The sequence below is a fragment of the Enterococcus sp. R12 genome (assembly GCF_058135755.1).
The window spans coordinates 139838-164576 of sequence record NZ_CM176874.1 but is presented as its reverse complement, the minus strand read 5'-3'; the positions used below and the strand labels follow the sequence as shown (position 1 = coordinate 164576).

Annotated in this window: 18 protein-coding genes; 5 read left to right on the top strand and 13 right to left on the bottom strand. The window is 45.4% G+C overall.

All coding sequences use genetic code 11. The features are described 5' to 3' along the window. Window positions 1-21: 21 nt before the first annotated feature. From ulaA to ulaG, 3 genes are read right to left on the bottom strand one after another with little or no spacing between them, the layout of a single operon-like run. Window positions 22-1488 carry a PTS ascorbate transporter subunit IIC gene (ulaA, locus tag ACTW1R_RS00765; RefSeq protein ID WP_016609056.1) on the bottom strand — a complete coding sequence of 489 codons (1467 nt, stop codon included), beginning with the start codon at window positions 1486-1488 and terminating at the stop codon, window positions 22-24. Then, window positions 1489-1962: a PTS sugar transporter subunit IIA gene (locus ACTW1R_RS00760; protein ID WP_270289983.1), complete on the bottom strand. Its 474-nt coding sequence runs from the start codon at window positions 1960-1962 to the stop codon at window positions 1489-1491. Window positions 1963-2009: 47 nt separating this feature from the next. Beyond that, window positions 2010-3074 (bottom strand): L-ascorbate 6-phosphate lactonase, encoded by a 1065-nt coding sequence (gene ulaG / locus ACTW1R_RS00755; protein ID WP_270289982.1) that lies wholly within the window; start codon window positions 3072-3074, stop codon window positions 2010-2012. A 329-nt stretch (window positions 3075-3403) separates the two neighbouring features. Between ulaG and ACTW1R_RS00750 the strand changes: the two genes are divergently transcribed. Beyond that, window positions 3404-4171 (top strand): DeoR/GlpR family DNA-binding transcription regulator, encoded by a 768-nt coding sequence (locus tag ACTW1R_RS00750; protein ID WP_010748560.1) that lies wholly within the window; start codon window positions 3404-3406, stop codon window positions 4169-4171. Window positions 4172-4336: 165 nt separating this feature from the next. On the opposite strand, the gene ACTW1R_RS00745 is transcribed toward ACTW1R_RS00750, so the two are convergent. Next, the gene (locus ACTW1R_RS00745; RefSeq protein ID WP_060791641.1) at window positions 4337-5359 is read right to left on the bottom strand and encodes a YeiH family protein; all 1023 of its coding nucleotides are present in this window, start codon (window positions 5357-5359) and stop codon (window positions 4337-4339) included. A 65-nt stretch (window positions 5360-5424) separates the two neighbouring features. Here ACTW1R_RS00745 and ACTW1R_RS00740 point away from each other — a divergent pair, with 65 nt between their 5' ends. Beyond that, window positions 5425-6276 (top strand): LysR family transcriptional regulator, encoded by an 852-nt coding sequence (locus ACTW1R_RS00740; RefSeq protein WP_034870186.1) that lies wholly within the window; start codon window positions 5425-5427, stop codon window positions 6274-6276. 231 nt (window positions 6277-6507) lie between these two features. Then, window positions 6508-8298 carry an excinuclease ABC subunit UvrC gene (gene uvrC, locus ACTW1R_RS00735; RefSeq protein ID WP_015508751.1) on the top strand — a complete coding sequence of 597 codons (1791 nt, stop codon included), beginning with the start codon at window positions 6508-6510 and terminating at the stop codon, window positions 8296-8298. Between the two features lie 74 nt (window positions 8299-8372). Here uvrC and ACTW1R_RS00730 read toward each other — a convergent pair whose 3' ends face one another. From ACTW1R_RS00730 to ACTW1R_RS00720, 3 genes are all read right to left on the bottom strand, one after another. Then, window positions 8373-9113, bottom strand: coding sequence for a GntR family transcriptional regulator (locus tag ACTW1R_RS00730; protein ID WP_008376546.1), 741 nt, complete (start codon window positions 9111-9113; stop codon window positions 8373-8375). Between the two features lie 191 nt (window positions 9114-9304). Next, window positions 9305-10585 carry a PTS sugar transporter subunit IIC gene (locus ACTW1R_RS00725; RefSeq protein ID WP_005232725.1) on the bottom strand — a complete coding sequence of 427 codons (1281 nt, stop codon included), beginning with the start codon at window positions 10583-10585 and terminating at the stop codon, window positions 9305-9307. 247 nt (window positions 10586-10832) lie between these two features. After that, complete coding sequence (locus ACTW1R_RS00720; protein WP_010748556.1) at window positions 10833-12221, bottom strand: glycoside hydrolase family 1 protein; 1389 nt, start codon at window positions 12219-12221, stop codon at window positions 10833-10835. Between the two features lie 159 nt (window positions 12222-12380). On the opposite strand from ACTW1R_RS00720, the gene celB reads away from it, so the two are divergent. Together celB and ACTW1R_RS00710 are read left to right on the top strand one after the other, a co-directional pair. Next, window positions 12381-13652: a PTS cellobiose transporter subunit IIC gene (gene celB, locus ACTW1R_RS00715; protein WP_005226670.1), complete on the top strand. Its 1272-nt coding sequence runs from the start codon at window positions 12381-12383 to the stop codon at window positions 13650-13652. Between the two features lie 108 nt (window positions 13653-13760). Then, window positions 13761-14477, top strand: a complete 717-nt coding sequence (locus ACTW1R_RS00710; RefSeq protein WP_005226669.1) for a GntR family transcriptional regulator — start codon at window positions 13761-13763, stop codon at window positions 14475-14477. A 73-nt stretch (window positions 14478-14550) separates the two neighbouring features. On the opposite strand, the gene ACTW1R_RS00705 is transcribed toward ACTW1R_RS00710, so the two are convergent. The 6 genes from ACTW1R_RS00705 to ACTW1R_RS00680 form a co-directional block, all read right to left on the bottom strand. Continuing rightward, a complete protein-coding gene (locus ACTW1R_RS00705; protein WP_270289981.1) occupies window positions 14551-17013 on the bottom strand; it encodes a heavy metal translocating P-type ATPase in 2463 nt (820 codons plus the stop codon). Between the two features lie 262 nt (window positions 17014-17275). After that, window positions 17276-18712: a glycoside hydrolase family 1 protein gene (locus ACTW1R_RS00700; protein ID WP_005226667.1), complete on the bottom strand. Its 1437-nt coding sequence runs from the start codon at window positions 18710-18712 to the stop codon at window positions 17276-17278. Between the two features lie 166 nt (window positions 18713-18878). Next, window positions 18879-20645, bottom strand: a complete 1767-nt coding sequence (locus ACTW1R_RS00695; RefSeq protein WP_270289980.1) for an ABC transporter ATP-binding protein — start codon at window positions 20643-20645, stop codon at window positions 18879-18881. After that, window positions 20611-22353, bottom strand: a complete 1743-nt coding sequence (locus tag ACTW1R_RS00690) for an ABC transporter ATP-binding protein (RefSeq protein ID WP_144808974.1) — start codon at window positions 22351-22353, stop codon at window positions 20611-20613. The genes ACTW1R_RS00695 and ACTW1R_RS00690 overlap by 35 nt, the downstream gene beginning before the upstream one ends. Then, on the bottom strand, window positions 22350-22790 hold the full coding sequence (locus tag ACTW1R_RS00685) for a MarR family winged helix-turn-helix transcriptional regulator (RefSeq protein ID WP_010748552.1): 441 nt from the start codon (window positions 22788-22790) through the stop codon (window positions 22350-22352). Before ACTW1R_RS00685 ends, ACTW1R_RS00690 begins: the two co-directional genes overlap by 4 nt. Before the next feature lie 166 nt (window positions 22791-22956). Further along, entirely contained in the window at window positions 22957-24708 is a 1752-nt protein-coding gene (locus ACTW1R_RS00680; RefSeq protein ID WP_081343868.1) for a glycosyltransferase family protein, read from the bottom strand. Window positions 24709-24739: the final 31 nt, after the last annotated feature.

Genomic DNA, 24739 nt, shown 5'->3' with positions numbered 1-24739 from the left:
TCTTTTCCTCCTAAGAATTCATTATTTTTGTTTTTCTACATACGCATCATAATCATCTACGATCAAGAAATACCCTTCTGGATCTCTGCGGTACTGCAACTGTGGAATCACTAATAAGATCACCACTACAAGAACCACACCAATGATGCCTAAGAATTTCATCAATACTGTAAAGAATGGCCAGACGGTCGCCCAGTCGAACATCCCAAGATAGCCGCCATATTGAGACAACCCTACCCAAGTAGCGATCAATGCCGAACCACCGATCTGAATAATGCCGGATAAGAATGGGAAGAGACAAGCCGCTTTGATGCCTCCGCGGTTGTTGGCAAAAACGGCGATCGCTGCGTTATCAAAGAACAGTGGGATAAACCCAGCAATGACGATCGTTGGTGAACGGAACAAAATCAGTAAAGCAATCATTAAGAATTGTCCTAATGCACCGAATAAAAAGCCCACCGTCACGGCATTTGGCGACCCAAAGGCAAAGGTTGCGGCGATATCGATCCCTGGAACAGCACCTGGTAAAATCGTATTCGAGATTCCTTGGAATGACTCGGTCAATTCAGAAACGAAGGTGCGGACACCTAATTGAAGAATTGCTAAATAGACGGCAAACATTAGTGAAGTTTGTAAAATATAAAATAAGAAACTTTGTCCTTCTGCCATAAATCCTGCTGTTATTAAATAATCTTGTCCAAGCGTTACTAAAATGATACCGAAGAAAAAGAGCATCAAAATCGAAGTCGATACCATGTTTTCATTGAAGACCGATAAAAAACCCGGTAGTTCGACATCTTCTAATTTGCGGTTGGATTTGTTCTTTTTGAAGCGTTCCGCAAGTCGTGCAAAGAAGTAAACACCAAACATCTGTTGATGGGCAATCGCAAAACCAGCACCTTCCGTCAAATCTTGACAGATGCCAACGGTCAAATTGGACCCCACCGCCCAATAGCAGCCTAAGATCAAGCCCATGACAAGTAAGACTTCGATTCGACCCAGGTCTGGGAAACAGAATAGCAGCAGCCAAAAGGCCGTTGCGGCTTGCTGTACTTGCACATTTCCAGTAGTGAAGACGGCCCGCAGCTTCGTATATTTTTTGAAGCGAACGAGTAAGATATTAAAAACAAAGGCAATCAATAATAAGAGCATCGTGTCACCAAAGGTGCGTCCAAATCGTTCTTCAATGCCGGCGGTGATCGCATTTTGACCAAAATACGGGTCAGTGACCATCGCATCTAATTCAAAACGCTCCTTAAGCCCCACCAGGATCGGACGGAAATTATTGACCAATCCACCAGAGCCAATCGTCAAAATCAAGTAACCAACGGTGGCCTTTAAGAAACCTGCAACACATTCAACAAACGGCCGTTTCAATAGTAAGTAACCAATCAGTACAATAAAACCGATCAAAAAAGCTGGCTGCATCAAAATATTCTGAGCAAAGTAATCCCAGCATCTCAATAAGAAATCTCCTACCATTTCCATCTAATCCCTGCTTTCTTTTTGGTCATATTTCTCCATCACCGCTTCAAAATCTGCCATTGTTTTTACACCTAGTAAATCTTCCACCAGCCCTTCTTCCATCAGCATTTCGGATAAACTAGCGATATTGTTCATATGTGCTTCAGCGTTTTTGGCAGCGAGCATAAAGAACAACTGCGCCTCTTTGTCGGGGTCATCATCTTGAAATGAAACGGGGGCTGGAAAAATCGTCAATCCGATCCCCGTTCCTAAGACGCCTTTGCTTTCTGCTGAAGAATGGGGCATGGCTACTTTGGGAATGATCACAATATAAGGACCGTATTGATGAATATCCCGAATGACATCTTCAATATACTGATCCGTGATCAACGCCTTTTGCTTTAATCCTTCGCCACTCGCCCAGATAGCGGCTTCCCAATCTTCGGGCTGTTCATGATTGATCGCAACCAACTCATTTTCATAAAAATAACGCAGCATTACCTTTGCTCCTTTCAAATTTGGCTTTTGCAGCATCCCCCCTTCTTTTATAAAAAAGAAGGGAATGGCGTATCATTATCGACCGAAAACACATCTTTGAAGCCGCGATAGAAATTAAATTCAAGATCATCTTTATTCGTTGGGTAGGTAAATTTGCCGCCAACTTGCCAAATATACGGTTTAAACTCATAGTGCAAACGATCTTTTTTAAACTTCCAAATCTCAGTGATCTCCTTTGGATCAGCCATAAAATTGGACCAGATATCATAGTGTACAGGTATCACTACTTTGGCATTGAGGGATTCTGCCATCCGCAACATATCGACTGAAGTAACCTTGTCGGTGATGCCCCGCGGGTTTTCGCCATATGCACCTAAGCAAACATCGATCTTGTACTGATTCCCATGTTTAGCAAATACATTCGAATAATGAGAATCTCCAGCGTGATAAATCGCCCCACCGGAAGTCTCAAACAAGTAATTGACTGCGATACGATCCATGTCCTGTGGCATTTTTCCTTTCAAGCTGGTATCCGGATCTTCACAAGTAATCAGAGCGGTTCGATCGAATGCTTCTAAAGCGACGATTTTCACCTGCCCAATGGACACTTCATCCCCTGGTTTGACCACGATGGTTTTTTCTTCTGGTATTCCCCATTTCAACCAAGTTGCAACGACTTCATGGGGACCGACGAATTTTGCTTCTGGACAATTTTGATGGACTGCAGCTGCGGTATTGATGTCTAAATGATCGGAATGAATATGGGTCACCACTAACGCATCCACTCCTTTGATTTCAAATGGATCGATCACAAAGGGCTGCGTCCGTAAATTAGGCTGCATTTCCTGTACACCACTCATCCGCATCATTTGATGGCCTTTTTTCATTTGCCCATTCCCATGACTGCGTTTGCCAGTGCCGCACCAAAGGTCGCATAAAATGTTGGTTCCTTCCGCACTCTTTAACCAAATGCCCGTACAGCCTAGCCACCACATGGAAACTGTGCCTTCTTTCACAAGTTCACTTTCGATCTCCTCGTTTAAATAGGTTCCCCATTCTGGAAACGTATTTAACAGCCAACTCTCTTTCGAAACATCATTTACGTGTACCATCTTTGTTCCTCCCTTGCTTATTTACACCTTGATTCTAACATATAGAAAAACGCTTTCAATCAAGTTTTATGTTAATTTATCTTATTATATGTTAATTTACCGAGAAATAAATGTGATTATTTAATATATATGGTAATGTTTCTGTGATATGTTAAAATGAGTTCGAAAGAAGAAACGATAAAAAAATGGCAGTTTCTAAACGACGGCTGTGCGATTATCCCGCGAATTCGTGAGAAAGAGACACGTGATTTTGCTGCACAAGATAATTGCAAGCTGGACAAATGATAGAAGACAATAATAGAAAAAAGCGCATGTGAGGAGGAAGTATCGTGAAACGTTCCAATGAAGAAGTGAGGCAAAGAAGAAAACAATTGATCGATTTGATAAAAGCATCTGGTCTTTCTGATGTGAGGACCCTCAGTCATCAGTTGGGAGTATCAGAGATGACGATCCGCAGAGACTGTACTGTCCTCAGTGAGATGGGTCAGATCAAACAAACCCACGGAAAAATCGAATACTGTGAAGCTTATGAAGATGAAGCGCATCCCACCGACTCGATCGAGTACATCAAAGATCGACTGGCCAAAGAAGCGGCTCGCCAAGTAAAAGATGGCGATACCCTTTTCGTCAATACGAGTACCAGTGCGGCTCAAACGTTGCGCCATCTCACAGACAAACGAATCAGTTTGCTGACAAACAACACGAGTGTGATCCAAATGGAACACCATCCAAAATCAACGATTGTTTTAAGTGGCGGCGAAATACGTTACCCTAAAGCGGCATTGTCAGGAGACATCGCCGTGGAGTCATTTTCTCACGTTCGTTCTGATGTTACGATCATTGGCTGTAGTGGGTTAGATTTACAGACCGGCATTTCCACTTCAGTAATCCACGAAGCCAAAGTCAATGCGAAAATCATCGAAAATTCTGGCAAGTTGATCGTTATCGCGGATTATCGCAAAATCGGTAAGCAATCCAATTTTACGATTGGCGCAATTGCGGATATCGATCTGCTGATCACCGATCATTATTCTGATCCCAAAGTCATCGATTTGATTGAGCAACAAGGTGTTCAAGTCATCCAAGTACCCGTCTAACCTTCTTTGCCGCTAAAAAAAGCCCGACAGTTGATCTGAAAAGTCACGCCTTGCTGCCTCTTTCAACAGAAACAGCAAAGCGTGCCCTTCGATCAACCGTCGTGGCTTTTTTCGTTAAACAATCGTGCGCTTCAAACGTGCTTTATGGGTCGTGCCTCTTGTGAATTAGAGCCGCAGCAACCAAATCAATGCAACAGCACCCACGGTTTGGACAGCACCAACGGAAAGACCATAGAATAAAAAGCGTGGGCCTTCTTTTAAAAACTTGCGGAAATCCAAGCGCAAACCAATGGCTGCCAACGCCGTCGTTTCAAACCACGTACTGATAAAATGAGCGCCCTCATTCAACCAGCTAGGCAGCGGCAAGAAGCTGTTCAAGATACAGATGGTCAAGAAGCCCAACACATACCAAGGGATCGGCAGCCGCAGCTTGCCTTTGGCTTTGGTTTTGGTGGGGGTCTTTGTCGTCATTCGTTCAAAAACAATGACGACGACTGCCAACATGATGATGCGCGCGATTTTAAAGAGCATCGCGTATTTGACGGTGTCGGCATCAATCAAACTAGCCCCCGCCACGACTTGTCCGACGGATTGCAGCGTGCCACCAAGTAAGGCGCTTTTTTGCAACAGATCATCGCCGTATAAGGCCAATCCTAAAAACGGCAGCGTCAGCATCATCACTGTTCCTAAAAGATTGACCAAGGTGATGATCTGCCCTTTTTCTTCATCATCGGCATCAATGGCTGGTGCGATCGCCGCAATCGCAGAGGACCCGCAGACAGCGTTGCCGCCTGCCATCATCAGGCTCATCTTTTGATTAAAGCCCATTTTTTTCCCTATCAAATAAGCAGCGGTAATGACCAAACTCATCATCAGCAATATAAAGAGAAAGCCCCGAAGGCCCATTTCACTGATGGTCTGGAAAGTGACGGTAAAGCCCAGCAAAACCACCGAATATTCCAAGAGCCGACTTTCCGCAACCTTCGTTCCGACTTGATAGCGTTCTTGCTTGAACAGTGTATTTCCTAAAATGATTCCTAATAAAATAGCAAGGGTTGCTCCCCCTAATTTTGGCACAGCCAAAGCCATGATTCGGGCGATGACGGCTACCGAAAAGGATAGGAACAAACCGGGAAGTATCAAAGCTGTTTGTCGTTGCTTCATTGCTTTCATCCTTTCATATAACATCCATTATACACAGATTGACCGATCAGTAGGATTTATTGGTATAATAGTTATGATTGAATTTTCTAATGGAAGGGATTGCAATGTTAAAATTACTGGAGACCTTCAAGATGGTCTATGAAACGAAAAATTTTTCGAAAGCTGCCGAATTACTGTTTATTTCGCAGCCCACGGTTTCTGCTCAGATCAAGCAGTTGGAACAAGACCTGGATACACCGCTTTTTTTACGCAATGGTCGCAAAAACGTGATCGCCACGCCCCAAGCAGAGTACCTTTACGAAAAGGCACTGAATTTATTGGATGAGTGGTCGACGATCGCCAGCGAGATCCATACCAACACGCAGCATCAAAGCCACTGTGCCCTAGGCATCTCTCATACCTATGCGATGGCCTTGATGCCTGACTTGATGATTGCTTTATACAACGCCTTTCCCACGGTGCGTTTTCGGGTATCGATGATGAACTCCGCTGAAGTCTTAACAGCCCTTGAACAACATCAATTAGATTTAGGGATCATTGAAAAACCCTTATCTGCACCAAGTATTTTGCGTTTCCCGATTTTGAAAGATCAGCTCGTCTTAGCTGGTGATCCCCAAGTCGGTCCTTGGCTCGTTCGAGAAGCGAGTTCTGGTGTCTACTATTACACTAAGCGCTATCTAGAGGAACAAAATATTCAAGGACCGATCATTGAGATCGCCAGCAATGAATTGATCGTCGCTTTACTGAAACAAGGCTTCGGCTGTTCGATCCTTTCCAAGCGAGCCGCCCACGGCATTGGCTATCAACTGCTGGATAAAAATTTTGAGCGGCAATTTTACCTCATCCAGCGCAAAGCCGTCACAGAACCAGCCATCGAGGGATTGCGGACCTTCATTCAGGAGTGGTCGCAAGAGGATTCCTCACAAGCAGAAAGCAAATAAATTCACTTGTTTTTAAGGGAGGAAACCACCGCCTCGTGGGATTTCTTAACCTTTTCTTACGATTACGTTTCCTCGCTGCCGATCTGGCCCGTTTGATTGTTTCTTAAGAAATTTGTGCTAAAATGAAGAGTACTGGCTATGGGCTCTAATGTTCCCCTTTCCGGTGGATCTTAGACCGCCCTTTGACTACCTTTGCAGTTCGTGAGCAAACCAGTAAGAAAGGATCTTGAAATGAACGAACAAATCAAGAACAAATTAGCGCTGCTTCCCGATCAACCTGGTTGTTATTTAATGAAAGATAAAAATAACAAAATCATCTATGTTGGGAAAGCCAAAATTTTAAAAAATCGTGTCCGTTCGTACTTTACCGGCAGTCACGATACGAAAACCGAACGGCTCGTTCAAGAAATCAATGATTTTGAGTACGTCGTTACCGAATCAAATACGGAAGCCTTATTGCTGGAAATCAATTTGATTCAAAAAAATAAACCGAAATACAATATCATGCTAAAGGACGACAAGTCGTATCCTTTTATTAAAGTGACCAAAGAGCGCTATCCGCGTCTGATCATCACTCGTAAAGTTTTAAAAGACGGGGCTTTATACTTCGGCCCTTATCCTGATGCACGAGCAGCCAATGAAACCAAACGGGTACTGGATCGCCTCTTTCCTTTACGAAAATGCGGTCCTTCTCAAAAGCGGCCTTGTCTTTATTATCATTTGGGTCAATGTGTCTGTCCTTATGTCAACAATGTAGATCCCAAGGATTATCAGAAGATCGTTGATCAAGTCAAACACTTTTTCCACGGCGGTCACGTTGATATTTTGAAAGACCTGAAAGAGAAGATGGGCGAAGCCATTGAAACGTTAGAGTTTGAACGAGCGGCTGAGCTGCGGGATCAGATCCAAGCGATCGATACCGTCATGACGCGACAAAAAATGACCCTGACCGACCTGATGGACCGTGATGTCTTTGGCTACAGTGTCGACAAAGGCTGGATGTGTGTCCAAGTCTTCTTTATCCGTCAAGGAAAGCTGATCGAACGAGAAGTCTCTTTGTTTCCTTTCTACAATGAAGCGGATGAAGATTTCTTGACCTTCGTCGGCCAGTTTTACCAAAAGAATGAACACTTCATTCCCAAAGAAGTCTTTGTTCCGCAAAATGTCGATGCTGCACCGTTAGAAGCGCTGCTGGAAACCAAAGTTCTGCAGCCCCAACGAGGCGACAAAAAGAAATTGGTCGATTTGGCCAATAAAAATGCCCGCATTGCCTTGGCGCAAAAATTTGCGTTGATCGAGCGTACCGAAGAACGGACGATCGGTGCAGTGGATCGTCTAGGCGAAGCCATGGGGATCGCGACACCTTATCGGATCGAAGCCTTCGATAACTCCCACATCATGGGGACCGATCCGGTTTCTGCAATGGTGGTTTTTGTCGACGGGAAGCCGTTTAAAGATGATTATCGGAAATATAAGATTCGTACCGCACAAGGCGGCGACGATTATGGCTCTATGCAAGAAGTCATCTATCGCCGATACTCTCGTGTCCTAAAAGAAAACCTGCCTTTTCCTGATCTGATCATCATCGATGGTGGGAAAGCCCAAGTCGGTGCTGCCCAAGAAGTGCTGCATAACCAGCTAGGTTTAGATATTCCCGTTGCCGGTTTAGTGAAGAACAACAAACACAAAACCAGCGAGTTGATTTTCGGGGAATTTTTAGATCCGATCCAGCTGGAACGCAATTCTGTGGAATTCTTTTTGCTGCAACGGATCCAAGATGAGGTCCATCGTTTTGCGATCACCTTCCATCGCCAACTGCGCAGTAAAAACAGCTTTTCTTCCAAACTGGATGAAATTCCTGGCTTAGGACCAAAACGCAAGCAACAGCTGATGAAAACCTTCAAGTCGTTAAAAAACATCCAAGCAGCTTCCGTGGAAGAGATCCAGCAAGCTGGCATCCCCAAAGCCGTTGCGGAAACTATCTTAGCCAAACTAGGTGATCAAAACCAACCCACTTCTTAAGTCAAAACAAAAACGCTCCATAGCCAACAGTAGCTATGAAGCGTTTTTTCGTTGAAGAAGCATTTTGTAAGCCATTACTTTTTGCGGTGCTGTAACAGATCAGGCTTCATGTCTAACATGGAATAGCCACGAACATCATACCGATTGCGGCTGCAGGAATAGTCCACTGGACGTCCCGATTCTAAATAGATGATCTGTTCTAATTCCAATACTGGGTCATCTGCTTGGCACGCTAAATAGGTTTGATCGTATTCATCGCTTTTGGCAGCCTGAAAGGTCCGATAAGCACCAGCAAATTTGTAGCCTAAATCTTGCAGTAGATAATCATAGACGGATTCTTCCAAGATTTCTTTCGTCAAACCGCTGACCAGATCCAACGGCATATAGGAATGCTCGAGTATGTATGGATTGCCTTCTAAGATCCGCAAACGGATCACATGATAGATTGGTTGTTCGGCAGTGATCTGAAGCATCTCTTGAATTCTTGTTGTAGGAAAACAGACTTCAAAGGTGATGACTTGGCTAGTCAATGTCCGTTTTTCTTGTTTCATCTGATAGCTCAGGCCTTTGTATTCTGTCACCGATGAGGTATCTTTGCCCCAAAAGGAATGATTCAAAACTTTGGTCCCTAAGCCGCGCTTTGTCAGCAGCAAGCCTTCCATAATCAGGATATTCACCGCATTTTTAATCGTCATTCGGCTGACGCCAAACTCTTCCACTAACTCTGTTTGATAAGGTAAAAGACTGTCTTTCGGATAAGTTCCGTCCTTGATTCTTTTACGCAGAACATCTGCGATCTCCATATATTTGGGCATTTTGCCACCTCCAAAACGTGTGTTGTATTGTATTGATTGAAAAACGAGAAAAGAACCGGCCAAACGAAAAGAGTGTCATCACACCACTGCACCTTCCAATGAAGCAGTGTGATAAGGGGTATTGCACTCTGATCGCGGCCGGATAAGGTCTATTACGTTTGGCGCTTGTTTCTAATCGACTCGATCAGACATTACGCATTTTTTAAACGGCGTGTTTCTTGAATTTGCGCCATTTTCACGAACGGCAAGTAGATAACGATCGACAAGATCAAGTTAACAGCTGCCAAGATTCCGCCAGCAATACTTTGTGTCGACAAAATACCGCCGATGATTGGTGGCGTCGTCCATGGTGCGATGACGGTACTTGCAGGAACTAAGCCAGTTGCGGTTGCAAAATAAGCAGTCGTTACTAAAACAAGTGGGGTCAACACATATGGGATGAACAAGATTGGGTTTAAGACAACTGGCAACCCAAACATCACTGGTTCATTGATCATGAACACACCTGGTGCAACGGATAGTTTTGCGACAGTCATATACGCTTTATGATGACGAGCAACTAAAAAGATCGCAATCAAAAGACCTAGTGTCGCACCTGTTCCGCCGATGTTCACGAAAGAATCAAAGAATGGTTTGTTCACGATATAAGGCAAATCTGTTCCTGCTTCTAATGCTCGTGCGTTTGCTTCGATCGCAGGCACATTGATCGTTTGCATGAACGGGTCGATGATGTTGGCACCATGTAAACCAAAGAACCATAAGAATGCAGAGATAAAACCTAATAGCAAAGCAGCTGGGTAAGAGTTTGCCAAGCCCATGAATGGTTGTTGCACCAATTCATAGAAGGACAATACGATACTTGTCACACCAAATGCTTGGAAAATTGCTGTAAACAAAGCAAAGATCGATACGGTGATCATTGCTGGGAATAATGCAGCAAATGAACGTGAAACTGCTGGTGGTACTCCATCAGGCATGTTGATGACTAAGCGTGGGTTGCCAGCTAGACGACGGAAGATCTCAGTAGAAATGATCGATACGATTAATGCTAAAAATAATCCTTGAGAACCAAGTCCGGCAGCTGTTAACAAACCATCTGGGCCTGTCGCCATTGCACCTAATGCGAAGAAACTTGCAACTGAGATCGCCCCAGCACCTAATGCGTCTTGATTGTAGCTTTTAGCTAAATTATACGCTACTGTGAAAGCGATTAACAGACCAAGTATTGAAAAAGTACCTGCTGACAAGTTGTTCCCAAAGGCTTGCCATGTTCCTTCACCAAAAATGCCATTCATAAAATCAATATAGGCAGGGATTGGTAAGTTGTTGATCAATACCCCAAAAGAGCCTAAGATCATCAACGGCATCGTTACGATAAATCCGTCACGAATGGCCACTAGATGTCTTTGAGAGCCTATTTTAGAAGCGATCGGAATAAAGTGCTTCTCCATAAATCCAATAAATTTATCCATTGTTTTTTCTCCTTTCAAACCCTAAACAAAATAATGAAACCGATTTCTACTAAAGAATACCACGAGAACGTTTCCATGTCTAGTCTTTTATTTATCAAAACTGTGCTTTTATTTAACTCAGCTTATCATTTGCAAAAACAGGTGGTTTTTTAATAGAGAATGCCCTTCGGAACAAGACAGAAAAATCCGCGATTTTACACAAAAAAAAGCAATGCTTATCCCTACAGCATTGCTTTTTTCATTGTTATTAAAAGCCGTTATTATCTGAAACTTCTTTAAACCAACGACCTGATTTTTTCACCGTTCGTTTAGCATCATTTGCTAAGTCAACGGAGATAAATCCGTAACGGTTCTTGTAAGCATTGGTCCATGACCAGTTGTCCATGCAGGTCCACATATGGTAGCCGACACAATTGGTTCCTTCTTGGATCGCTTGGTGGACGTACTTCAAGTGGTCAGAGACAAATTCGATGCGGTAATCATCTTCGATCACGCCATCAGCATTGACGAAGCGTTCTTCTCCTTCGACACCCATGCCATTTTCAGAAATGTAGCACTTGATATTGCCATAGTTTTCTCGCGTGTTCGTCAAAATATCATAGATCCCTTTTTCATAGATTTCCCATCCACGATACGGGTTCATTTTCTTGTTCGGCATATCATAGTTATCAAAGTAATCATCAGGCATTGGACTTTTCGCTTCATCGATCGGTGATTCTTTCTTCATGATACGACGAGGTTGATAATAATTGATCCCCAACAAGTCGATCGTATTTTCGCGAATCGTTTGTAAATCATCGGCTTCCATCGCTGGTACCATATCCAATTCCTTGACGATGGTCACTAATTCTTCTGGGAACGTGCCTTTGACCGCAGGGTCTAAGAAAGAACGATTAAAGAAGGCATCCGCGATTTGCGCTGCTTTGACATCCTCTGGATCGTTCTCATCTCTTGGATAGCTTGGCGTCAAGTTCAAGATGATGCCGATCTCCCCATCAAGGTTCATCTCATGATAGACTTTGATGGCTTTAGCACTCGCCAACGTTTCGTGGAACCCAACTTGGACTGCATGTTTCATGTTGATCTCATTCGGATAATGGAATTGGTAAAGATAGCCGCCTTCAACAGGGACGATCGGTTCATTATGAGTGAACCATTTCTTGACACGATCACCAAATAATGTAAAGCAGGTTTGCGCAAATGCGACATAGGCATCCACGGTCTCTCGGTTCAACCAGCCGCCTTTTTCTTGCAGCGCCATCGGCATATCGAAGTGGTAAAGGTTCATGAAAGGTTCGATCCCATTGGCGATCAGCTCATCAATGTAGGCGTTGTAAAAATCAACGGCTTTTTGATTGACTTCTCCTTTGCCTTGCGGGAAGAGACGGCTCCATTGGATCGACGTCCGAAACGTCGTATGGCCGGTTTCTTTCATTAGTTGAATATCTTCTTGATAGCGTGTATAGACTTGCGAGGTTTTTTCAGGACCTACCCCATTGAAAAATTTCTCTGGTTCCTGCTGATACCAGTAATCCCAGATGCTTGCCCCTTTGCCATCGCCTTCAAATACACCTTCTGTTTGTGGGCCACTAGCGGCTGACCCCCACCAAAAGCCTGCTGGAAATTGATAATCCATCTTCATTCACTCCTCATTTTTTCTTTGCTGCCCTAATCATAAAGGAAGCAGTTACAAAAATCAATCTTTTTTAAAATAAATGTATAGACATTTAAAATAAAACATGATACATTATCAATGTAATCGATTGCAAAAAGAAATTTAAGGAGTGAAATAATAATGAATGGTTTTATGGACAAGTTATCTGAAAAGATTTTGCCCTTGGCGAATGCCTTAGGACAAAATCGCTACCTGACCGTCTTGCGGGACGCGTTTATGCTTTCGTTCCCAATCACTATGTTTGGATCGATCGTGGTCGTTTTAAACAACCTGCCCTTCTTCAGTGATGCCACTAAAGGAACATTAGGAACACTGTTTGGCAATGGGCAAAATGCAACAATGAGTATCATGACTGTTTTCGTTACTTTCGGTATTGGCTATTATTTATCAAAATCATATGATGTGGAAGGGATTTTTGGTGGTGCCGTTTCGTTTGCCAGCTTTTTGATCTTGACTCCTTTCTTTATGACTACTGAATCTGGCGAAACGATCTCCGGTGTGCTGTCTCTTGATCGTCTTGGCGCAAAAGGGATGTTTATCGGGATGATCGCAGCATTTTTGGCAGCTGAAATCTATTGCCGCATCACAAAACGCGGCTGGCAGATCAAAATGCCTGATGGGGTGCCACCAGCAGTTTCTAAATCTTTTGCCGCTTTGATTCCAGCAATTATCACCTTAACGGTATTCTTAGTGATCAATGCCATCATGACGGGTGTCTTCAATGCCAACTTGCATGACTTGGTTTATGAATTGATCCAAAAACCATTGACTGGACTAGGCAGCAGCTTGCCAGCAACTCTATTGGCTTTGTTCTTTGTTCAATTCCTTTGGTTCTTCGGTCTACATGGTCAAATCATCGTCAACTCTGTGATGGACCCGATTTGGAATACATTGATGTTAGACAACTTAGAAGCGTATCAAAATGGGGATGCACTGCCGCATATCGTCACAAAACCATTTATGGAAACCTTTACTGTTGGATTAGGCGGTTCTGGTATGACGTTAGCCGTTGTTATCTTGATGGCTTTCGTATTGAAGAAAAAACAATACCGCGATGTGGGTCGTTTGGCTTTAGCACCAGGAATCTTTAACGTTAACGAACCAGCCATCTTCGGTATGCCGATCGTCTTGAATGCGACGATCCTGATTCCTTGGGTCGTAGCACCTCTTGTGGTAACGACCTTCAACTACTTAGTGATGGCGGCTGGACTTGTTCCTGCACCAACTGGGGTTTCTGTTCCTTGGACCGTTCCAGTGGTCTTCAGTGGTGTCTTAGCAACCAACTCTTGGTTAGGTGGTTTGCTGCAAGTCATTGACGTGGTGATCGTCGGCTTGATCTGGTATCCATTCTTACGTGTGTTAGATCGTCAAGCAGAACCATCGATCGATTAAGCGCAACGGCTGGCTGAATTTTTTCAGTCAGCCGTTCTTTTTATAAAAAAACCAAGGTTTGATTGTCGAAACCGCTTTTTTCAGCTATACTTCTTGCGAGGTGATCAGATGCCAAAATACCAAGAAATTGCCAATATTTTACGCACACGTATCAAAAACAAAACGTATCCGCCTGACAGCTTACTGCCGAATCAAACTGATTTAGTCGAGGAATTCGGAGTCAGCCGGATGACCGTCAAAAAAGCCATCGGTATTTTAGCCATGGAAGGACTGGTTTATTCTCAGCGGGGCGCTGGAACAAAAATATTGAACCACCCATTCTTAAAAAAAGACACCACTGCTTTAACGGTCTATGAAGGCTTGTCAACGGAAATGGGCAAAGCTGGCCGCAAGCTAGTCAGTCAGGTCATCGATTTTCAAGTCGAATTTCCTGACCAAACGATCCAAGAAAAGTTGATGTTAACGGAAGAACAGCCGATCTATAGTATTGTCCGCTTGCGGATTCTTGAAGACCAACCGTTTATTTTAGAATATACCTATATGCCCGTCCATTTGGTGCCCAATTTAACTCGTGGCCATTTAGAAAGTTCTATCTACCGTTATGTCAAAGAGGAACTAGGGGTCCAGTTTGCTGGCGCCTACCGCACCATCGCCGCTGATAAAAGTACCGCGTACGATCAACAGTATTTGGACTGTAAAGCCGATGATCCGGTCTTAGAGATCGAACAGATCGTCTATCAGAAAAATGGCTCACCTATCGAATTTTCCCGTAGTCGCAACCGTTATGACGTGCGGGCCTACTCTTATTTAGATGTCCAGCACTAAAAAGACCTGCCCACGGTTTCTTATGGAAGAAAACCGTGGGCAGGTCTTTTTGTTGGTGCATTCGTTGCTTCGTTTATTTTTTCGCTGAGGGTTGGAATCGTTTCAGCCGCAAGGCATTTAATAAAACGGATACCGAGCTGAAGCTCATGGCCGCCCCAGCGATCATTGGATTGAGCAAGGGACCACCGAAAAGATGCAGCACACCCATTGCGACAGGGATGCCTAAGACGTTATAAGCAAAAGCCCAGAAAAGATTTTCTTTGATGTTTTTGATGGTTGCCCGACTTAACTCGATCGCTGATGGGACGTCCATCAGATCGCTGCGCATCAGTACGATGTCTGCCGATTCGATGGCGACATCGGTACCGGAGCCGATCGCGATCCCTACATCGGCTTGGGCTAACGCGGGCGCATCATTGATCCCGTCACCTACCATCGCAACCTTTTGGCCTTTGGCTTGCAGGCCAGCTACTTTGGCGGCTTTATCTTCTGGCAAGACGTCACTGATCACTTCATCGATACCGACTTGTTTGGCGATGGCTTGGGCCGTTCGGGCATTGTCGCCCGTGATCATTGCTACGTACAAGCCCATTTGATGCAACCGTTCAATGGCTTTTCGACTGCTTTCTTTGATAGTATCTGCCACAGCGATGATCCCGATCGCTTCGCCGTCTTTGGCAACATACATCGGTGTTTTCCCTTCGTGAGCCAATTGTTGGGCTTGCTCGATCAGGCCAGCGATGGCAACGTTTTGTTTTTCCAACCATTTCTGGTTGCCTAATAGGACTGGACTGCCAGCGATCGTTCCTTGAATTCCATGACCTGGAATCGCTTCAAATCCGTCAACTTCTTGTAGGGCGAGAGCTTGCGTGCGGGCTTCGATCACAATCGCTTCGCCTAATGGATGTTCTGAGCCTTTTTCAACAGAAGCCGCCAGCTGCAGCAATTCCGTCGGCGTGTGATTACCTGCAGGCAGGAGATCGGTTACGACTGGTTTGCCTTCTGTGATCGTGCCGGTTTTATCAAAGACGATCGTCGTCACATTTCTAGCTGTTTCTAACGCATCGCCGCTTTTGATCAAGACGCCATTTTCTGCCCCTTTGCCCGCACCCACCATGATGGCGGTCGGTGTCGCTAATCCTAAGGCACACGGACAGGCAATCACTAATACAGAGATCGTAATGGTCAATGAGAAGATCCAGGTTTCTTGTCCTAAGAAAAACCAGGCAAGTCCTGCAAAAACCGCCAAGACCATGACGATCGGGACAAACACACCCGAAACTTTGTCAGCCATGCGGGCAATCGGCGCTTTGGAGCCTTGGGCATTTTCTACTAACTGAATGATTTGCGCTAACGTTGAATCTTCTCCCACATTGGTGGCTTCATATTGAAAGGAGCCGTTTTTGTTGATGCTGGCGCCGATCACCCGATCACCGACTTGTTTTTCGATAGGTAAGCTTTCTCCAGTGATCATTGATTCATCGATGGCAGAGCGCCCTTGGGTAACGATCCCATCCACAGGAATCTTCTCACCAGGTCGTACGACTAAGATATCGCCAGCTGCGACTTCTTCAATACCCACTTCGACTTCTTCGGCTTGATTCCCGCTGCCGCGAAGCACGCGGGCTTTTTTCGGTGCGAGATCCAACAACTTCTTGATGGCTTCGGAGGTTTTGCCCTTCGAGACCGACTCAAGGTATTTTCCTAAAGTAACTAATGCCAAAATAACGGCGGCCGTTTCATAGTACAAGTGCATCGCATAGTGGGTCGTGCCCAGGTAGACCATCACGGTCCCATAAATACTATAAAAGAAGGCAGCACTGGTTCCCAATGCGACGAGGGAATCCATGTTGGGATGGCCTTTCCAAAGCGCTTTGAAACCAGCAATGTAAAAGGCGCGACCGAGGACCATCACCGGTAAGACCAAAAGCAATTGAGTGGTAACGAAATTGACTGGATAGGCCATCGGATCTAAAAAGCCAGGGATCGGCAAACCGATCATTTCCCCCATCGTCAAATAGAACAAGGGGATCGTAAAGAGCGCTGAAAGCCAAAACCGTTGCCATAAAGCACGAATCTCTGCCTGTTTTGAATCCACCTTGTCGGCAGAAGCGGTCGGCAGCTGTGCATCATAGCCCGCCTCTTTCACGGCAGCTGCGATCTTCGCGGCGGTCACTTGATCTTGTTGATAGCTGACCGTCAGTTTTTCTGTTGCCAGATTGACGGAGGCTTGCTCCACACCCGCTAATTTTCGGACAGCTTTTTCTACTGTTTGGGCACAAGACGCACAGGTCATGCCCGAGATGGCAAAGGTCTCTTGTCTTTGGGAGCCGATCAGTTGATAGCCCGCTGCTTTGATGGTCGCAGCGAGTGTTTCTTCGGTGAGCTGCTGCTCATCATAACGAATATGTAATTTTTCAGTAGCCAAATTGACAGCTGCTTGGTCGACCCCCGCCAGCTTGCTGACTGTTTTTTCGACGGTCTGGGAACAAGACGCACAGGTCATCCCTTTTACCCCATAATTCTTTTCGATCATTGTTTCCTTCCTCCTTGCTTGCTATGCAAACCCATTAACCTTTTATGTTTACAGTTGTAATCTTCTTCTACTTTACAATTATCGTTTACACTTGTCAACGATAATACTCAAAAAAAGGACGTTCTCCTTTGAAGCGGCCCAAAACGCGAGACTTTTGGTCTACCTTTGGGCGGTCGCTACAGGTGGAACGTACTTTTTTCTAAGAAACGATCACTGCCGTTGCAGGGATCGTTTCGCTTATTCAGGTATTGGTTTTAGGAGGCTAGCACTCTTGCCCGTTGGTTTTGATCAGCTCTTGGTACCAGTAGAAGCTGTCTTTCTTGTAGCGTGCCAAAGATCCTTCTTGCGTTTCATCTTGGTCGACATAGACAAAGCCATAGCGTTTTTGGTAGCCGTTCAACCAGCTTAGCAAATCAGTGAAGGACCAGGTGCAATAGCCAAGAACTTCCGCGCCGTCGCTGATCGCTTCTTTAATGGCATGGACATGCCCTGCTAAATAATCGATGCGGTATTGGTCATGGATTTGATGATCGTCGGTTAGTTTGTCGTATTCACCAAGTCCGTTTTCTGTAATGATCACAGGCACCCGATAACGGCTAGTGATTCGTCGTAAAGCGATCCGCAGCCCTTGAGGATCGATCTCCCAATCCCAATTCGTCCGTTCCACAAATGGATTTTCGGCTTTTTTGAACATTCCTGGTGTCCCGGTTTCTTCGGAGCTGCCTTTTTTCCCAGTGGTGTTCATTTTCCCCGCACCGACACCATCTAATGGATTGTAGGCATTTGTTGCTGTTTGGTAATAGTTGATCCCTAAGAAATCTGGTTTTGCTGAACGCAGCAAGTCCATATCTCCTGGTTCAATCGTTGGTGCGATCCCTTGCTCTTTCAAGTAATTCATTGCCGCAATCGGGTATTCGCCCCATAGATAGACGTCTAACCAATAATGCGCCATCAAGTCTTCCGCGTTTTCAGCTGCCAAAATATTTTTCGGGTCGCTGTTGATCGGGTAGTTTGGTGAGTAGGCGAAACTTGGTCCGATTTTCCCTGGGATTTTCATCTCATGGAACTTGTTGATCACCGAAGCATTCGCCAAGTTAGCGATATGATTGACTTCATACATCCGTTTAGGATCGGTCACTCCTGGTGGATGGGCAGCTAAAAGATAACCTAAAGAAGTAAAGATATTTTGTTCATTCAAGCTGACCCAATAGTGGACTTTGCCGCGAAAGGCTTCAAACAATACGGCCGCATAGTTGGTGAAATCTTCAATGATTTTGCGAGATTCCCAGCCACCGTATTCTTCTTGCAAGGCTCGTGGCAGATCCCAATGGTACAAGGTCACCATCGGTTCGATCCCTGCTTTTATCAGTTCATCGATCAATGCTAAATAAAAGTCTAACCCTGCTTGATTGACTTCTCCTCGTCCTTCTGGAAAAATCCGTGTCCAAGCAATGGAAAAACGGTAGGTTTTCAATCCTTGTTCTTTCATCAAGGCAACATCTTCTTTGAAGCGGTGGTAATGGTCGACTGCGACATCTCCGTTAGTTGCTTTAAAGGTTTTTCCTGGAATGCGGACAAAATCGTCCCAAACCGAAGCGCCTTTGCCGTCTTCTTGCCATGCGCCTTCTACTTGATAGGCTGCTGATGCTGAACCCCATAAAAAATCATTGGGGAATTCTTTTAGTTGTTTATGATCCAATTGTTTCCCTTCTTTCTGTTTGATGATACCCCTTTCTTAAGTATACCGATAATTGCCTGATTTGTCATAAGAAGATTTTGTACCTATGCCAAGAAAGCCGATGGCACGCAAAAACATCCTTGCAAGCAGTGGCGTTCTCCTTGCAAGGATGTGGACTAGCTATGGATCATGCATCAAATTGTGCCTGATAGAGTGCGGCGTAACGCCCCTCTTTGGCTAATAACTCTTCGTGGGTCCCTTGCTCTACGATATTCCCCTGTTCCACCACGAGGATCGTATCGGCATGTCGAATCGTGGACAAGCGATGAGCGATCACAAAGGAGGTTTTGCCTTTCATCAATTTGGTCATCGCTGCTTGGATCAGCAGCTCTGTTTGCGTGTCGACATTCGATGTGGCTTCATCAAGAATCAACAGATCGGCATCCAACAGCATTGCTCGTGCAATCGTCAACAGCTGTTTTTGCCCTTGTGAGATACCGGTTCCGTCTTCAGAGGTCAAAGTATCATAGCCTTTTGGCAGGCTCATAATAAAGTCATGGATATGGGCGGCTTGTGCAGCAGCTTGGACTTCTGCCAACGTCGCATTCGCCTTGCCGTAGGCCAAATTGTCGAAAACCGTTCCCGTGAACAACCAGGTATCTTGCAGCACCATCGCATAGCTTTGCCGTAAGCTGCGGCGTGTCGCTTGGCGGATATTTTTACCGTCTAACCGAATCGCTCCTTGGTCAGGGTCATAAAACCGCATCAAGAGGTTCACGATGGTGGTTTTCCCCGCTCCGGTCGGTCCGACGATCGCGACCAAGCTGCCAGCTGGTACTTGTAGCGAAAGGTCTTTGATGATGGGCTGCTGTGCTTGATAGCCGAAGGTCACATGGTCAAAGGCGACATCACCAGACACCTCGTGGTATTCGTAGGCTCTAGGAACATCAGAAACTTCAGGTTCTTCATCCAGCAAACGGAAGATCCGTTCTGCCGCCGCCAATGCTGATTGCAAATCGCTGAAGATGTTGGCTAACTCATTGATTGGTCCTGAGAATTTTCTGGAGTAAAGAACAAAGGAAGAAACATTCCCTAATGTCAGATGACCGAACAAAAACAGCAAGGCGCCAAACATACTGATCAAGGACAACGACAGATTGTTGATAAAGTTGATGGAAGGACCAGTCATACTGCCGTAGTACTCGGCATTGTAATAGGCATCCACCGCTTCTTGGTTTTTTTCGTCAAAACGGCTGATGATCGCTTCTTCTTGGTTATACAGCTTGATCGTTTGCTGACCAGAAATAATCTCTTCCACAAAGCCGTTCAATTCGCCTAATTTGCGGGAACGACGGCGAAACAATGGTTGAAATTTGCTCATCAAAAAGCGGGTCAAAAAGATCGAAGCGGGAACCGTTACGACAAAAATCAGCACCAGCAGCGGCGAAATCAAAACCATCATCACAAACGAACCAATGATCGTCACAAGACTGCTGAGGACTTGAATGGCATCGCTGGCCAATGACGTATTGATGGTATCGACATCATAACTGATGCGGCTGATGATATCCCCAGTGGCGACTCGGTCAAAATACCCAACCGGCAGTTCGGTGATTTTATCAAAAATCGCCTTGCGCATCGCTGCCACCACCCGCTGACTCAAGCGGATCATCATGAGCGAAATCAGATAACTAAGAAGGGAAGACGCAAGATAAAACAGCAGCATCAGCCCACAATAAAAGAAGACTCGATCAAAAATGACCTTGCCGGGACCCGGTTGAATGGCATCAATGGCGTATCCTGAAAGCAACGGGCCCACCAAGGCGAAGATGTTGCTGGCCATCATCAATACAGCGGCTGCCAGCAGGAGACCTTTGTACTCGTAGAGATAGCCCCACAAACGCCGTAGTGTTTTCTTACTATCCTGCGGTTTTTCCGTTTTTTTCTTCGGCATCGTCGGCACCTCCTGTCTGACCTTGATAAATGGCTTGGTAGATCGCATTTTCTGCTAGTAATTCTCGGTGACTGCCAAAGCCGTTCATTTGCCCGTTTTCCAGTACCAAAATTTTGTCGGCATGCTGGATCGAGCTGATCCGCTGCGCGATCAAGACCGTCGTCGTCTGTTGAAACTGCTGTCTCAGGACCTTGCGCAACTGAGCGTCGGTCCGATAATCCAGCGCACTGGCAGAATCATCCAAAATCAAAATCTCTGGATCCCCCGCCAAGGCCCGCGATAACAAGACCCGCTGCTTTTGCCCCCCGCTTAAATTGCTGCCTTTAGCATGCAGTGGATGAGCTAAGCGCTTGGGTAGTTGATTGATAAACTCCTTGGCTTGGGCGCGAGCCGCCGCTTCTTCGATCTGTTCTTTGGAAAACCGCCGACCAAAAGCGATATTTTCTTCGATCGTTTCCGCAAAAAGCACGTCTTTTTGTAAGACGACACCGAATAACTGATGCAGCTCCGTCGGATCGATGGAGCGAATGTCGCGACCAGCGATGCGAATCATGCCCTTCGTTGGGTCATAGAGCCGCAGCAGTAGTTTGACGATCGTTGATTTTCCACTACCAGTCGCACCGATAATCCCTAAGGTTTCTCCCGGCTGCAAGGAAAAATCGATGTCTTTCAGCACCTGGGTACCGTTAGGATAGGTGAAGGAAACTTTTTCAAAAACGATATGCGCAGACTCTTCTTTGACAGGCGCCTCAATGACTTGCATATTTTGCGGCAGGCGCAAGACGGATTGGATTCGATCGGCAGAAGCCAGCCCCTTCGACACGATCACAAAGATGCGCGTGATACTGAGCATGGCATTCAAAATGATCGTAAAATAGGTCAAAAAGGCGATGATGACGCCTGGTTGCGTCAATCCTTGATTGACGCGAAAGGCACTGACGACGATCACTAGCGTCAGTCCGATATTCAAAAATAGGTCCATCAGGGGCGGTGTTGCAGCCATCGTTCGATTAGCGGTGGTTTCCGCAGCTACTACGTCTTGGTTGACGTGGTCAAAGCGCTTTTTCTCGTAATCTGCTTTGGACAAGGCCTTGATCACCCGAGCCCCAGTCACATTTTCACGGACAGTTCGCACCAACACATCCACTTGCTTTTGTAATGAAGCAAACAAGGGGATCCCCCGTTTCGAGATCGTGACTGCCGCCACTAAAGTGAAGGGCAAGACGCCTACTAAGACCAGCGTCAACACGGGATCTAATGTGGCAGTGATCATGATCCCCCCTAATAACAGAATCGGGGCACGAATCCCCATCCGTTGGATCATGCCTACCGTTTGATGGATGTTGTAAGTGTCTGTCGTTAAGCGAGACACCAAAGAAGGGATCCCGACTTCTTCGACTTGCGGAATCGACAGATAGGAAACTTTTTCAAATAAATCATGGCGTATACTACCGGTGGTATCGCGAGCAACACTGGAGGCCATCCGGTTGGCGATGATATTGGTGACGACTGCGATGATGGAGCAGACCACCATCGCCCCACCCCAAGCAAAAATCGCAGATACCTGCTTCGTGGGGATCACAGAATCGATGATGTACGCCAAAATCCAAGGCAATAGCAAGTCCATCAGGGAGCCGAAGAATTTGATACTGACGCCAAGGGAGATGCGGCCGATATAGGGTTTTAAATATTGAGTCAAAAGATTCATTCCATCGCCTCATCTTTCGCTAAAAGCCGCTGGGAATTTTCTTTGACGATTTCCAGATCGGCGATCAACTGCTGCTGTTGGGCAGCAGAAAAACCTGCTACGACTTGTTCATTCCAGCTTTGAAGCAGCTGTTGGATCGCTGGTTGGACGGCGAGTGCTTTTTCGGTTGGATAAACCAGTAATTGTCGTTTGTCGGTGGGACTGCTGGTTCTAGTGACAAATCCTCGTTCTTCTAGGATTGCTAGTTGACGGGCAACATTGCTTTTATTCACAAAAATCTTCTTGGCTAAGGCTTCTTGACTGATCCCCGGTTGGCGGCAAATGTTTAAGATATAGGTATGATGCATCCCACCTAAACCAAATTTTTTCAATTCTTTTTCCCGATAAAGGGTGGCGAGACGGGCAATATGATTGATTGAGCGGATAATGGCTTCCATGAGCACTCCTGCCTTTCTTAGTTCTTCAAAGTGTCTAATCTATTATAAGGAATAATCGTTGCGTGCGCAACGATTATTGTTTCTGACGAAAAGCAACAGGTACACTGTTGTTGATCAGCAAAAAAAGAACTTCAGCCCTCTCGCTGAAGTTCTTTTCTGATTCATTTTATTCAGATTCTTTCAATAAAGCTTGTACGACCTTACGACGACGGTACAGCTGTCTTGTTTTCCAGCTGATAAAGCCGATGAGTAAAGCGAGCCAAGAAATGATCGTCAGCCATAAAGCTCCGTCGAAAAACCAAGGCGCGTCGTAATCAACGACTAAGACATTCTCCCCTGCTTGCTGTTGGACAGAAACGGCACCAATGGCACTCAAAGAGACATCTTTTTCAGTTAGTGGCTGCTGATTGAGGGTCAATTCAGTATATCGGTAATTGATGATCGGTAACGCCTTCCACGTCTCTTGATCACCTTGCCAACGTAAAGTAAGCTTCCCGTTTTCTACGGTTTTTGCCACGGTATCATTCTTTTCAATGATTTCTTCCCCGTACAAATTGTACTTGTTCTTCTTGGTTTCTTGATAGAGGGGCAGATAATCTGGCGTAGAACGTTGATACAGCGCTAATGCTAAGGACTTGTCTTTACTAAAATAGGCTTCCTTCAATTGCGCTTCAGATTCCGCCGACAGATAGGTGTGGTTTCGCAGTGAAACCGCAGCTTCATCGGAGTGCCAGTCCTGCATTTTGACCGTGTTTTGGATCAGGATTTGACCAACACTCAAGACTAAAACGAGGACAAACCAACGCGGATTTGCCAATGGCTTGCCCCGATAATAAGGAACTAGCAGGCACAAACCGACTAAGATCAAAATCGTGGCAGGAACAAAGAACCGAAAAGGAAATTGCAGTAAATTGATTACACCATTGTCCAGACTGCCTAGCCATTGCCAAGGAACAGCGTTCGATGATAAAACGAAAAAGACTGCTGCAGCTGCCGTCATTAATTTGAAGCCGCCAGATAGACGTGGCCACACACGGATCGCACCACAAAAGAACAAAGCACATAAGATGGGCAGCAGGTACGGAGTCGTCCACCAATAGCTGCTGGTTCCAGTAATGGTATTGTTCTGCATGTTGCGATTCACAAAAGGCGCGATCAACGTGTTACTCGTATAAAGATCCAACATCCCTAACCAAATATTGGCGGTCAGTAGCAAGAAGATCCCGATCGCTCCTGCTAAGCGCAGCACCAATTGTCGTTTTTCTTCGCCAGAAGTCCCAACAAAAAAGGCGCGTAAGAAAAAGGGCACGTATAAGAACACTAACAAGATGCTTGAAAACACATGGATTTGAAATAAGACCGCCACGGAAACCCCTACCGCAAAAGGCCGTAACCGTTTATGTTCCCCTAGTGCGATCAGTGGGATCAGGCACAGCGGCAGCACAGCCGCCCCCCAAGCAGAAAAGCCCTGTCGCTCAATCCAATACTGGACAGAATAGGTCGCCATAAACAGGACGCTCATCCCCACTGACAGCCAACCATTGACTCGTAATTTCTTTAATAAGCCAAACATCGAAAACCCTGCTAACAAATAGAGCAGCCCGTTGGCGAGCAGCTGGTAGGAAAACCACGAAGGACTCAGCAAGACCAGCAGTCCTTGGAAATAAGCAAAAAAGGGCCCGTATAATGCATTGACGATACGAGCAGATTGCTGAAACCCGTAGATAGAAAGAAAATATTGAAAATTGCCCTCTTTGATCTGCTGGCTGGTCTCATAAAAACGATTGAAGTGAAAGACCACATCAGAGCCCAAAATCATGCCTTGGCCTAAAATCTGCGGCAATAAAAAAACACCACTCATTGCAATCAGAATCACCACTTGCCAGAAAAGCGGCTTTTGTACTATTTTTTGTTTCAAAAAAAAACCTCCTTGCACCTTTTCGGTACGC